This window comes from Chryseobacterium defluvii (assembly GCF_014204415.1).
GTDB classification, from domain to species: Bacteria; Bacteroidota; Bacteroidia; order Flavobacteriales; family Weeksellaceae; genus Chryseobacterium; species Chryseobacterium defluvii_A.
The window spans coordinates 79,886-92,992 of record NZ_JACHLE010000007.1 but is presented as its reverse complement, the minus strand read 5'-3'; the positions used below and the strand labels follow the sequence as shown (position 1 = coordinate 92,992).

Sequence of the window (13,107 nt, the reverse complement as noted above, 5' to 3'; positions counted from 1 at the left end):
CCCACCAAGCATTAGGGAATATAAGTCCTAAAAAATATAAACAAAAAATGAAAGAATCTATCATTTAGAATGGAAACAAAATTGGGTAGCTTACAGGATGAAAAAGTAAATTTTGCCACACCATAGACTGACTGATTAGTATTATCTTTGAAAATACACTAATCACTTATGAAAATAAAACAAATACAAGTTAAGAATTTCAGATTACTAGATAATGCTACCGTCAATATAGAAGATGATTTAACTCTAATAGTAGGTAAGAATAATACAGGTAAAACCTCATTATTTGAAATTATAAATGTTTTCACCCAACAAACCCACGACATTTCGTTTGAAGATTTTTCTCAAAGCTCGTACAGGATATTTAAAAAGCTTTATAAATTCTATAAAGAATACTATTTGGTTGACATTAATGAGACAAGGAAGGAAAAGTCCGAAATATTAATATTAAAATGCATCCCAAAAATAAAATTGATTATTCAATTTGAATATGATATTGAAAAAGACTCTCTTATTAATCTAAGTGAATTTATTACAGATTTGGATGAGAACAGAAATGATGCTTCTGTTTTAATCAGTTATGAACCAAAAGAAAGCCTCAATTTATTTAAGTCATTTAATGACAAAGGTGAACTAATTCCTTGGTTAAAAGAAAATTTGAGATTATTTTATCAATTAAAATGCTATGCAATTGATAAAGATTCTGAGTTCAGAAAAGAAATTGATATAAGTTTTAAAAACAAAATTAAGCAGATTGTTTCTTTTGAATCTATAAAAGCCTCGAGGAATTTAGATGATGTTGGAAAAGATAAAAGCAAAACATTGCAAACCGGATTTTCTGATTTTTATAAAGAAAGTAATAAAGAGGATAATTCTAATGTAGAAGATTTAGAGACTGTTCTAACTGATTTTTCAAGTAAACTAGATACAAAATATAAAGTAGTTTTAGATGATATTTTAAAAGAGATAAAAAATTTCGGTATAGAACCTCATGTTACGATCCCTACAATTCTGCTTAAATCGGAATTTAACTCTGAAACCATTTTAAAAAATAATATCAAATATTATTATGAAAACGGAGAAATACCATTGCCTGAAAATTATAATGGATTAGGCTATAGTAATTTGATTTTTTTAGTTCTTAAGGTTGTAAGTTTTATAGAAAAGTTCAAGAAAGCAAAGGCAGAAGATAAAGCTGAGTTTCTAACCATTTTAATTGAAGAACCCGAAGCCCATTTACATCCACAAATGCAACAGGTCTTTATTAAACAAATTACAAAACTTATAAAAGAAACAAATATATCCGTCCAATTGATAATCAGTTCTCATTCTTCTCATATAATTGCTGAAGCAGGTATAGATATAGACAAAGGATTTGATAGAATAAGATATTTCAATAAAATAGATAATGAAATTGAGATCAATGATTTTAACAACTTCAAACATAAAGATAATGATAAAGAAACTTTCAGATTCTTAAAACAATATTTGAATTTGCACAAATGTGACATCTTTTTTGCAGATAAGGTAATAATGGTAGAAGGGGTTACAGAAAAGATGCTTTTACCATTAATGATAGATAAGGTAGCACCAAGTTTAAAGAATGAATACATTTCTATATTAGAAGTTGGTGGAGCATATACTCAAAAATTTAAAGAAATATTGCATTTTATAAAAATAAAAACATTGGTCATCACAGATATTGATTCAGTTGATGCTTCTCTGCCCCAAGGAAAAGAATGTAGGACAGATTTAGAAAATGCAGTTACTTCAAATTCAACATTGAAAGATTGGATTCCCAAAAAAATCACAATCTCAGAATTAAATGTATGTCTTACAGAAGAAAAATTTGATGGTAACTTGATTAGAGCTACGTATCAGATCAAAGAAAGTAATGAAAATACTTATGTTGCAAGAAGTTTAGAAGAGGCAATAATCAATAAAAACTTAATTTTTTTCAAATCAGAATTTACAAAAGAACAGATAACAAAGAAGATCAAATCTTATTTCACTTTAATAAATCAACACTCTCCTGAAAATCTAGAAAATATGACGTGTTGGGAGTTAAGACCCAAAAGTTCTTCTGCAAAAACCAACTTTACTTTTGATTTAATGACTTTTAGTGAAGAAGAAACAGGCTTAAAATGGGAAGTTCCTTTGTACATAAAAGAAGGATTAGAATGGTTAGCAAATAATAATACCCCTGAAATATGAGTGCGTTTAAACAAATAAAACAGCATATAGAAAACAAACAAAGTTTTGTTTTAGAAGCTGGTGCAGGTTCAGGTAAAACTTACACACTCATAGAAACACTTAATCACTTAATTGAAACAAAAGGAAGCGAAATACAGAATAATAATCAAAAAGTTATTTGTATTACCTATACCAATGTAGCGAAAAATGAAATTATAGAAAGATTAGAGCATAACCCAATCGTATTGGTTTCTACTATACACGAGTTCCTATGGGATTGTATAAAATCTTATCAGAAACAGTTAAAAATAGAACTCTGCAAATTGAATGAAGATAGATATGATGCCGACATTGCAAACGGAAAGGATTCTAAATATTTGCCCAACTTAGCAGAAAGAATAGATAAGGTAATTTCAGTATACTATAATGATACAGCATTTAGAGATTTTGAAACAGGGCAATTACATCATGATGATGTGATTACTCTATCAGAAATGATGTTTAAAAATAATACTCTGCTTACTACTATTTTAGCTCAAAAGTATCCTTATATACTGGTAGATGAATATCAGGATACCGCAACAGAAACAGCATCTGCTCTTGTTGATTTTTTATTAGTGCGAAATCAAAATAAAATTGTTTTAGGGTTTTATGGAGACTCTTACCAAAAAATATATGATGCAGGAGTTGGTGATTTAGAAAAATATTATACCGATGAAAATTCTAAAATACTACAATTAGTAAAAAAAGAAGAAAATTATCGTTCCTCAAAAGAAGTAGTAAGATTATTAAATAATTTTAGAACTAACATAGAACAAACCCCACAAAAAGAAATAGAAGGAAGTGTGAAATTTGTTTATTGTAAATATAGAAAAATCAAAACCAGAATAAACAATAGAGGTAGAGAAGTAGAAGATGAAAAAAAATCTGAATATAATAGAGAGATTGACCAACAAAAAACTATTAACTATGATGATGTAAAATCAAAATTAGAATCCATTGATTGGAGTTTTGATGAAAATGTAAAAGATAAAATTTTACTATTGGTAAATAGTAGAGTTGCAAAAAATGCTGGATTTGGTAACTTGTATACGATTTTTAGTAAAAGATTTGGATTAAGCGTTAAGGAAAAATTCACAGACAGGAATCATCCCCTTATAAAAATTTTTACTGGGTATATTGATAAAAAAACTTCTCAAGAGAGAGAGGACGGTATAGAACATTTGATTAATTTTTGGAATCAAAAAAACTATAATCAAGCAATTCGTTTTTTGAAAAAGAATAGTAATTTTATTAATTGGAAAGATTTTAGTCATAAAGATAAACAACGTATTTCAATTATTTTAGACGAGCTAAGATCTTTACGATTAACCCAAACCATTGGTGAAATATTTGAGTTTATCAATCGACATAAATTGATAAGTATATCTGACAGCTTAAATAAGTTTTTAGAAAAAGCAACTAAAGATGTAAACACTCTTGAAATAGATGAGAGAGAAAAAATCAAAAAAGAAATTGATTTATTTTCATCTTTTAAAGATATAAAATATGAAGAATTAATTAATTTCTTCAAGCATGTACAGAACAACTCTGTTTTTTCTACTAAGCATGGCACTAAAGGAGCAGAGTATAGAAATGTTTTAACAGTAATTGATGACGACAGAGATTACAAAAATGAACCTGATAAATATAATTTCAAACTATTTTTCGATGGAACAGACGATAATGAAGATAGAAAATTAAGAACGAGAAATCTTTTTTATGTGGAATGTTCAAGAGCAAAAGAAAACTTGGTTGTTTTAGCTTTGTCTGAAATGAATGATAATGCTTTAGTCAATCTTAAGGGATGGTTTGGAGAAAATAATGTTCTATCTATTGAAGAATTTATAAACTCATAATATTTGATCAACCGTTATTCAACACACACTTAAATCCCAATAATCATCCAATAATATTTTTTCAATAAAACAAATAATGACCACATATAGAGATAAGCAGAAAAGAGCTCACTTTGAATCATTTGCAAATAAAATTTATACCGGCATACGTGAAATCAAACCTGAATATGCTGAAAAGAGAGCTATTTGGGAATTGTTTCAAAATGCTTTAGATACTGTTGAAAAGAATGGTGAAATAGAAATAATAAAGTCAGATCGAGGTTTTATTTTTAAACATAATGGCAGACCATTTTCAGATTTAGAATTCGGAGGATTAATAAAACAGTTTAGTGTTGGTAAAGCTTATGGTGATAATAAAGATAAAATAGGGCAATATGGCACTGGTTTCATCAGTACACACGTATATGGAAAAACAATTGAAGTTAATACTTCTATTCAATTGGATAATAGTAGGTATAAAATTCTTAAAGATTTTAAATTAGACAGGAATGCGTCAACTCCAGAAACGCTAACAGATAAATTAATAGAACAGGATGATTTTTTGGAAGAGTTAATTGACTTAAACCAAGAATCAGTTGAAACACCTTTAACTTTTACATCATTTGAATACATAGCAAATGAAGGGAATCAAATTCGTATTGTAAATATGATTGGTTATATAGAGTCTATAATACCATATATATTTTGTTTTAATAATAAGCTCAAAAGTGTTCTAATAATTGATGAAAAAAGAAAGGATTTTTTTGAAAGAGGAGAAACCAAACAAGACCATATTGAAATATCTAAAAATAACGAATCTTTTTATATTCCATTTCTTCAAAATGATTAAAAAGACATCAAAATTATATTAGGATCAAAAAAGATAGATTTAACCCATGTTCCTATGTTATTTTTACATTACCCATTAATGGAAACAACAGATAATGGTCATAATTTTATAATTCACGCTAATGATTTTAAACCGAATAAAGAAAGAGATTTTTTGCATAAAGCAAAAGATAATATTGAAATTCTATCAGATGTAGAAACTAATGAAATGCTTTTAAAAACAGCTTTCGAATTAGTTAGCCTTAAGGTAAAGAGTGATGAAGAATTAGATTTTTGGGAAATATGTAAAATTAAATTTACAGAAGAAGACTCTAATTTTGAGAAAGAACTAAAAGAATCTTTCATAAATGAAATAAAAATTCTTAATCGCCTTTTGATAGATGATAAGTTTTATTCCATAGATTCATTTCAGTATTTTGACTTATCTCTTTTAGAAAAAGACAATGAAATTGTAAAATCAATTTACTCTTTAGTCAGCCAGTTTAGGATATTACCACACTTCGATTTGTATTGTGAAATAAGTAAATATATAAATAATTGGAATATTCATATTGGTGAAAATTTTAAATTGTTAACATTAGAAGACATTGGCAAAATAGTAGCAGAAGAAAGTGGACTAAATTATTTTTATATTCAAGATAAAAAGGCTTACAAACAATTTATAAAAGAAATATCATCTAATATTTCATTATTAAACAGCTTGGCTTTGATTCCTAATATTCATGGCTGTTTCATGAACCTTGAACAATTAGTGAAATGGAATAAAATAGAAAATGAATTAATTGATGTTATACAAAATATCAATTATTCTATAAGTAAAAAATACCTGCACCAAGATTTCTATTTTATAGAAAATATCACTGATTACAATCGTGAAAAATTCAAAGACGACTTTTCTAAATTCTGTAATCAACTTAATGATGATTTTGCAAAAAATGAAGGACAATCATCGCTGACCTAGACAAGAATTCTAATGTTAAATCAATATCTCTACAATTTTATTTCTTTAAATAAGAACACAAATATTAATACCCAATTATCCGATTTTTATTTAAGGGTTCTTGACCTCAAACCTCAAATACAAAAAATTGAAAACCCAACTATAGACATTAACTTTCAACCTGCTTTTAAACTTTTAGCTAATTTATATTTCAATAGTATAAAAAATAAAAATATTCTAGATAATTTAAAAGATATTCAATCTGTAATTTCTATAATGTTTGAAAATACAAACTTAAAAGAAGAACTTCTCCATAAATTACCTTGTATACCTAATCAAAATTTTAAATTAAGAGTCCAGTCAGAATTAAAAAGAGACGATGTAAAAGATTTAGAATTTAAACAAAAATATGTTGAAATAACAACTAAAAACATCTTTGAAGGGCTCGCATACCAAGGTTTCGAGAAATTCCTACAACACAGTGGAAATGTAACCGGAATAGAATTAGGAGAATCTATTGAACTTGCATTACATCCTGAAAAACGTTTTATACCAGTAAAGGATCTCAATAATGGGGTTATTGATAAAATAATTTTATTAATTGAAAAAATTTCCGAAAGACCAAATACTTGGGGGCAATGGTTACAAAACATAAACAGGGTAAAAGAAGAAATTTTAATGCATAAATTTCAAAACGAGAAAACACGTTCTAGTTTGTTTTCGATCTTAACTAAGGATGAAGCTACAATTGAGTTATTAGGCGATTTAGCTAAAATTGACAATTTAAAAGATTTAGTTGAAAAAGGTAAAGAAAAACAAAGAGAGGATAATCGCAAAAACAGTCATTTGAATTATATTAACTTTATAGGTCTGACGATTCAAGATTTAATTCAAAAACAGCTAGATAAAGAATTGGCAGATACTATTGCTATCAAAAAATCAGAAGATACCGACTTAATAAATAAGGAAGAACAAAATGGACAAGACTTCATAATCTATAAAAACAACAAACCAATTTACTTTATAGAAGTAAAATCAAAATGGGATGAAAATGGACGTTTTGCATTAAGTAAAAATCAAACTGAAAAATGTGCGATTGAAAAAAACAGATATGCTGTTATATCCGTAAATGTTGACAGATATAAGAGAAAATATCAGATAAATAATGAATTTAATATACAGTTCAACGATTTAAATGAATTCATTAATGTAAATGATAATCTTGGGAGTTATTTTGAGAATTTGGTTAAAGAAAACCTTCTAAAATCAGAGACTAATGACCCAAAGTTAATAGAATATAGAGGTAGTATCCCTCAAACTATAATTGACACTGAAGGAAAAAAATTCAACGAGTTTGTTTTAAAGTTGATTGAGCTAATGAAAATAATTTAATCAAATTCTTATGAAAAATAACAAGCATAGTCACTAATAAGTTTTATAGAAAAGCAAGTTAAGTGTTAAACTAAACATTTCTACTTAGATTTTCACTCCTTTACAAAACCCATCAAAGCATCACATAATATCCTATTTTATGAAAAAAATTGACTCTAAAAATAAAACCTGTATTTATCTTGATCAGTTTGTAATTAGTGATATTATTGAAGGCATTAACCCTCTTTGGACGGAAATAAAAAACTTACTTGAATCCAATTATAATTTAGGGAAAATTTATTGTCCTTTATGTCCCGAACATATATTAGAAACCGTTAGAAAAGACTTTAAATCTGCAGAAATTCATGATAATTACTTAAAAAGCATTTCCGATGGTTATCTTTTAAAGTCTGAACCATTTCTGACTGCCCAATTAATATCATCTTTAATAAGAAAGAATAAAAAAACAATTAATACATTTTTGACAAAAGCAAAATTTAATGACCTGAAAGACTTTTATGAAGATATTAATAAACATCACGATAAATTCAGTGATGGAATAACGACAAATCTTTCTGATCAAAATAATTTCAGAAAAATAGTATCAAATAAAATAGACAAGAAAACTGAAATCCAATTTATCGAAATAATAAAGCAAAATGAAATTAATAATTTCAAGAACAGATTAAAAGAATATCTGGACATTAAAATAATTAGAATTAGACCCGATAAATTTGGGGAAATTGAGGTTCCGAATTGGATTGATCAGCTTCTATATCAGCTAACTTACAAGCACAAGTTTAAAAAAAAGGAACTAGAATTACTTCTGTTAGAATTAGAAAAAAATGGATTTTCAAGAATACCAACACTAAACACAAAATTTTCAATTGGTGCTCACTTAGCAGTAAAAGGTAAGCAAGAAAAATCAGGTGATCATATTGATATAATGAGAATCTCAAATTATTTATTTTCTACTGACATTTTTTTACAGATAAGAAGAGAAAACATGAAATTTGCGAATTAGGGATTGACAAAAAATATAATACAATAGTATTTTCAGGTGTTGAAAATGATTTAAAAGAATTCATTAATATTTTAAAAAATTTACACTAAAAAACCGTATACAACATCTTTAATATTTGTCTATTACATTATGTATCCAGAAACTACTGATCTAAATCATCTTATAAAAAGTAGCTTACAGATCAAAAACGAAAAGCATAAAGAAAAAGAGGTAACTGATGAAGATAATCTCTGGAATACCTCATTATTCCTTTCAAATGTTTTATATAAAGCATCATCTTATAATTTTTCATTTACTAAATCTGATTTTAAATCTTTTAAAATTAATTTTGAACAAACTGAGGGGATAAAAATTGATGAAACCTCTTTATTTGGAAGATATTGGTTACGAGAAGTATTAGAGCAAATCAATTTCTGAAATTAAGAGTGAAGATAAGTACAATGATATCCTTGAAATAGTTTTAGATTCAAGACTGAATCATTTAGGGTGGCATATCGATGCACAATCACGTGGAGGTTTTTCTGCTCCTAAGAATGGAAAAGAAAGTTACAAGCCTGGAGAAAGAGATTTACTTGTAATGGATAAGAACACACAGATCATACAATTATGTGAAGCTTTTATATATAGAGGTGCAGCTACTGCAAGAGAACACATCTTGAAGGTATTAAACTATTATCACAAAAGAGATTTTACTACAATGATTGTTTATGATACTGGAGAAGAGAAGGGAAAGTCATTTGATGAAAATTGGGCTAAATATTATGATAATATTACTAAAATTAAATATCCTGCCGATTTTGAATTTGAGAAAATTGAAGACATAACTGATGATTTTAATGCAAAATTGTCAGCAATAAAAATTGCTAAAACTATTCATAAGTCTGGTACAGTTATTTATCATATTTTCATAAATATAAATTACAAAACGACTTGATACCCTACCCGTCTCAAATTTGAATATTCAATAAAATATGAATGAGTTGAATTAGTCAAGACTTAATCTGGCAGTTATAATTTTTCAAATTTCTGTAATATTGATTTGATTCTTGCTAATAAATCATCATAACTTAAAAAATCAATAATATTTGAATATTTTCTTTTTAGAATCTCAAAATCATGAATTTGTTCTGATGTGAAATTTTTTGTCCTACCTGCAATAATGAATCCTTTAGGACTAATCATATCAAATTCAAAATCATAGTCTTTAAAATATCTTTTCTTCATTGATTCTATTTGTTGCTGACTTAATTTATCTAAATGATAAATATATTTTTCCAATTGCATAATTGTTCCTGAAATTTCTCTTGAAGGAAAATAGTTATCTCGATATGTTGACCTTGAGAAAATAGGAATATTATAAGGCTTCTTAATTTCAATTATATCTACTTTACCGGTATAATCAACAAGACATAAATCTAAAAATTTACGTTTGCCTTTACGGGTGTTAAAATATATTTTTTCTCCAACTGCTAAATATTTTGGATAGATAATTAAAATGATCTTAATAATTTCTTTTTGCCAATCAGATTCTTTGTAATTTGCTTCATGTAAAAGCATATTTGAAAGTTTATCATAAATTATCCTATACTTATTTTCTTCAAAATCAAATAACTTATTTAATGTGACATCATTTCTTTTGTGAAGCTTTTTATTTAGATAATTGAGATAAGTTTGATTTGCATCTTTCTTTAAATCAACAAAATCTGCAATAGAACCAGCAACTCTTTTTTGTCGATATTTTTGCAATTCATAAGTTGTTGGAAATGATTCTAGTAAATTAATATATTCAGCTTCAGGAATGTTAAATATATTTGAGTCCGTTGAATTACCAATAATTACATCATGAGCAATTAGATTATCAATATGTCTTAGAATTGAAATACTATTTGGGGCAATAAAATAGTCAATATCAATCTCCATATTTTTTTGAAAAAGAAAATTGTTTTTAGTTTCAAAAATCCTTTTATCAATTAAATAAAAATTATCATCAACTATTTCACCTATTTTAAAAAAATAATTTTCAAAATAATCAATGGTTTCTTGTCTAATTAGAAAGGTTGCATTTAGCCTAAATGTATTATATAATTTTACACTTTGGTAATTATTTAATTTATTTCTAAAATTTTCTTGATAAAAAAAATCATCATTTAGTTCTACACATAAAATTAGATTATTATCTTCTTTTATTATACTCATTTAAATACAAAGTTTGGATAATTGCAGCTAACATTATAATTTATACATTGCGTCAATCATAAATATATGAATTCAGACCAATCTATTTATTGAAGAGATTTTTATATGCAATTATTATGGATATATTTTTTGTTGATGAACATTTCAATTTTTTCACAGTAACAGTTTTTGATTTCTATAAAATTATAACTTTTTTTGAAGAATACAATTTTTATGGGAAAATATGAATCCATAAAAAATCAAAGAAAATGAAAAATTAATATCCATTTTATAATTATTTGATTATTTGACATTTACAGTATAAATAAAAGAGCGGTTCGAGAATTGCCCCGAAAATTCCATAATTTTATTTTGGACTTATCGAACCCGTTTGTAAGCGAATATATCTTTGTTTATCAAATAGTTAAAAGCAACAAAGTCGCCATTTTGGCGACTTTGTCAGTTGGGTGGTCCCACCTGGGCTCGAACCAGGGACCACCTGATTATGAGTCAGGTGCTCTAACCAACTGAGCTATAGGACCTCAAAATTGGTTGAATTTTGTGACTGCAAAAATAGCAAAATTTATTTCACTACAAAATTTTTTATGCCTTTTCTTGACAAAGTTCTACCAATACTCCGTTGGTGGATTTAGGATGCAGAAAGACAACTAATTTATTATCAGCACCTTCTTTCGGTTCTTCCGAAACAAACTGAAATCCTTCTTTTTTCAACCTTTCTATTTCTTCAATAATATTTTCAACGCCAAAAGCCAGATGATGAACCCCTTCTCCCCTTTTATCAAGAAATTTTGAGACCGGACTTTCCTTGTTACTGACTTCCAAAAGTTCTATTTTACTTTCCCCGGCTTCATAAAAAGAGGTAATTACACCTTCCCTTTCCACTGTTTCTTTTTTATAAGATTTTTTTCCCAGCAGTTTTTCAAAAAGCTCATCGGAAACTCCTAAAGATTTCACGGCAATACCGATATGTTCTAACTTCATAAATACAATTATAATTAAATCATAAATTTGATACACGGATCAAATTTTCAAATCTGCAATTCAAACAAAAGTACTAAATTTGCACCACTTATGGAAAGTAACAGACAAAGAAAAGTAGCACAAATTATACAGGAAGACTTCGCAGAACTTTTCCGCAAACAGGCTGCGGACAGCAAGCAGAGTTTTTTAGTATCCGTATCCGATGTTAAAGTAACTGCGGATCTCAGCATTGCTAAAATTTATTTAAGCATATTCCCACAGGAGTTTCGCTCTTCTATTATGAAAGAGATAGAAGAAAACAAAGCTCAGTACAGAAATTTTATTGGTCAGAAAATGGCAAAGCAGGTGCGGGTAATTCCACAGCTTAATTTTTATCTGGATACTTCCCTTGACGATGTGGAAAAATTGGAAAGAGAACTAAGAGGCGAAGGCGACAATCCTGTTTTATAATTTGAAAAACATTGCATTTTATATAGCTTCAAGGTACCTTTTGGCAAAAAAAGGAAGTACCGCCGTTACGTTTATTACGTGGCTGGCCGTAGGAGCCATGACAGTTGCCGTAACTGCAATGTTTGTGATCATCTCGGTATTTTCTGGACTGGAGGATCTTAATAAAGAACTTATTTCCAACCTTCATGCTGACCTTACCATTAAAAGTACGTCCGGAAAGACCATCAAAGAACCGGATAAGATCAGTAATATCCTAAAAAACAACAAAGAGATCAGTAATTTTTCCCACATAATTGAGGAAAAAATATATGTAACATACAACGGCAAAGGAGATATTGCCTATTTAAGAGGAGTTGATTCTGCTTACATTAAGGTAAATCCTATTGATAAGGATGTTTTCTACGGAACATATCCCGGTTTTGAATACTCCAATGAGGTAATCATGGAAAACTCCCTTGATAACAGGCTGTCGATCCCGGTTGCCTCTGCCGGGGGGTATGCTACGATTTTCATGCCTAAACCAGGAACCGGTATCATCAATAAAGAAGAAGATATTTATAATAAAAAAGACATTCTCGTAACCGGTGTTTTTCCCGGAAAAGATCAATTGAACAATTATATCATTTCGCCTATTGAGCTGACCGAGGAACTACTCAACCTGCCAAAAAAATCCGCTTATCAGATCGTTATCAAATTAAAAAATCCTGAAAATATAGATGCCGTAAAAGCCCAGCTTTTGTCTTCCCTCGGTAAAAATATTGATATCAAAACCAAAGAAGAGGAAAATGCTGCTTTCTGGAAAATGATCAATACAGAAAAACTCTTCATTTATCTCATCTTTGCATTGGTTATTTTTATTACTACTTTCAATCTGGCGGGCGCTATTATTATTTTACAGCTTGATAAAAAAGAGCAGGCCAGATCTCTGATCTCATTGGGATTCCCCTTAAGCCACTTGAGAAAAACCTATTTCTATACCGGCATCCTGATTGTAATTTCCGGGATCATTTCAGGTCTTATTCTTGGGACCGCATTATGCTATTTTCAGCTTTATACAGAATTTTTCAGAGCAAATGAAGCTTTGCCATTCCCTGTAAAAATTGTAGGAAAAAATTATTTCATTGTAGCGCTTACAGCTGCTCTATTCGGGTTTACCATTTCCTGGTTCTTTTCAAAAATAAGTAAAGAATATATTATCAAAAATTAATATTCTTAGTTTTCATTTT

At 28.1% G+C, this 13,107-nt stretch carries 11 protein-coding genes, 1 tRNA gene and 1 pseudogene; 10 read left to right on the top strand and 3 right to left on the bottom strand.

The annotated features are described in order from the left end of the window. The first annotated feature begins 168 nt into the window (after positions 1 to 168). From HNP38_RS17200 to HNP38_RS17165, 8 genes and pseudogenes are all read left to right on the top strand, one after another. The gene (locus tag HNP38_RS17200; protein ID WP_228461088.1) at positions 169 to 2,214 is read left to right on the top strand and encodes an AAA family ATPase; all 2,046 of its coding nucleotides are present in this window, start codon (positions 169 to 171) and stop codon (positions 2,212 to 2,214) included. Next, positions 2,211 to 2,864 (top strand): annotated as a pseudogene (locus HNP38_RS18230) (UvrD-helicase domain-containing protein); the annotation flags it as partial. The gene HNP38_RS17200 and the pseudogene HNP38_RS18230, both read left to right, overlap by 4 nt. Positions 2,865 to 4,167: 1,303 nt before the next feature. Next, the gene (locus tag HNP38_RS17190; protein ID WP_184191877.1) at positions 4,168 to 4,920 is read left to right on the top strand and encodes a sacsin N-terminal ATP-binding-like domain-containing protein; all 753 of its coding nucleotides are present in this window, start codon (positions 4,168 to 4,170) and stop codon (positions 4,918 to 4,920) included. A gap of 78 nt (positions 4,921 to 4,998) precedes the next feature. Continuing rightward, the gene (locus HNP38_RS17185) at positions 4,999 to 5,880 is read left to right on the top strand and encodes a hypothetical protein (RefSeq protein ID WP_184191875.1); all 882 of its coding nucleotides are present in this window, start codon (positions 4,999 to 5,001) and stop codon (positions 5,878 to 5,880) included. Positions 5,881 to 5,892: 12 nt separating this feature from the next. Beyond that, complete coding sequence (locus tag HNP38_RS17180; RefSeq protein ID WP_184191874.1) at positions 5,893 to 7,251, top strand: protein NO VEIN domain-containing protein; 1,359 nt, start codon at positions 5,893 to 5,895, stop codon at positions 7,249 to 7,251. Positions 7,252 to 7,390: 139 nt separating this feature from the next. Further along, positions 7,391 to 8,254 (top strand): hypothetical protein, encoded by an 864-nt coding sequence (locus HNP38_RS17175; RefSeq protein WP_184191873.1) that lies wholly within the window; start codon positions 7,391 to 7,393, stop codon positions 8,252 to 8,254. 129 nt (positions 8,255 to 8,383) lie between these two features. Continuing rightward, the gene (locus HNP38_RS17170; protein ID WP_184191872.1) at positions 8,384 to 8,671 is read left to right on the top strand and encodes a hypothetical protein; all 288 of its coding nucleotides are present in this window, start codon (positions 8,384 to 8,386) and stop codon (positions 8,669 to 8,671) included. 160 nt (positions 8,672 to 8,831) lie between these two features. Beyond that, entirely contained in the window at positions 8,832 to 9,188 is a 357-nt protein-coding gene (locus HNP38_RS17165; protein WP_184191871.1) for a hypothetical protein, read from the top strand. Positions 9,189 to 9,262: 74 nt separating this feature from the next. On the opposite strand, the gene HNP38_RS17160 is transcribed toward HNP38_RS17165, so the two are convergent. From HNP38_RS17160 to mce, 3 genes are all read right to left on the bottom strand, one after another. Beyond that, on the bottom strand, positions 9,263 to 10,450 hold the full coding sequence (locus HNP38_RS17160) for a Shedu immune nuclease family protein (RefSeq protein ID WP_184191869.1): 1,188 nt from the start codon (positions 10,448 to 10,450) through the stop codon (positions 9,263 to 9,265). A gap of 447 nt (positions 10,451 to 10,897) precedes the next feature. Beyond that, positions 10,898 to 10,971 (bottom strand) — tRNA-Ile (locus HNP38_RS17155). A gap of 61 nt (positions 10,972 to 11,032) precedes the next feature. After that, positions 11,033 to 11,431 carry a methylmalonyl-CoA epimerase gene (gene mce / locus HNP38_RS17150; RefSeq protein WP_184191867.1) on the bottom strand — a complete coding sequence of 133 codons (399 nt, stop codon included), beginning with the start codon at positions 11,429 to 11,431 and terminating at the stop codon, positions 11,033 to 11,035. A gap of 90 nt (positions 11,432 to 11,521) precedes the next feature. Here mce and rbfA point away from each other — a divergent pair, with 90 nt between their 5' ends. Next, positions 11,522 to 11,881, top strand: coding sequence for a 30S ribosome-binding factor RbfA (gene rbfA, locus HNP38_RS17145; protein ID WP_184191865.1), 360 nt, complete (start codon positions 11,522 to 11,524; stop codon positions 11,879 to 11,881). A 1-nt stretch (position 11,882) separates the two neighbouring features. Further along, on the top strand, positions 11,883 to 13,088 hold the full coding sequence (locus tag HNP38_RS17140; RefSeq protein WP_184191863.1) for an ABC transporter permease: 1,206 nt from the start codon (positions 11,883 to 11,885) through the stop codon (positions 13,086 to 13,088). Positions 13,089 to 13,107: the final 19 nt, after the last annotated feature.

Coding starts and splice junctions, on each gene's coding strand:
- rbfA (WP_184191865.1), top strand. CDS start 11,522: ATGGAAAGTAACAGACAAAGAAAAGTAGCACAAATTATACAGGAAGAC.
- mce (WP_184191867.1), bottom strand. CDS start 11,431: ATGAAGTTAGAACATATCGGTATTGCCGTGAAATCTTTAGGAGTTTCC.
- HNP38_RS17160 (WP_184191869.1), bottom strand. CDS start 10,450: ATGAGTATAATAAAAGAAGATAATAATCTAATTTTATGTGTAGAACTA.
- HNP38_RS17175 (WP_184191873.1), top strand. CDS start 7,391: ATGAAAAAAATTGACTCTAAAAATAAAACCTGTATTTATCTTGATCAG.
- HNP38_RS17190 (WP_184191877.1), top strand. CDS start 4,168: ATGACCACATATAGAGATAAGCAGAAAAGAGCTCACTTTGAATCATTT.
- HNP38_RS17170 (WP_184191872.1), top strand. CDS start 8,384: ATGTATCCAGAAACTACTGATCTAAATCATCTTATAAAAAGTAGCTTA.
- HNP38_RS17165 (WP_184191871.1), top strand. CDS start 8,832: ATGGATAAGAACACACAGATCATACAATTATGTGAAGCTTTTATATAT.
- HNP38_RS17180 (WP_184191874.1), top strand. CDS start 5,893: ATGTTAAATCAATATCTCTACAATTTTATTTCTTTAAATAAGAACACA.
- HNP38_RS17185 (WP_184191875.1), top strand. CDS start 4,999: ATGGAAACAACAGATAATGGTCATAATTTTATAATTCACGCTAATGAT.
- HNP38_RS17200 (WP_228461088.1), top strand. CDS start 169: ATGAAAATAAAACAAATACAAGTTAAGAATTTCAGATTACTAGATAAT.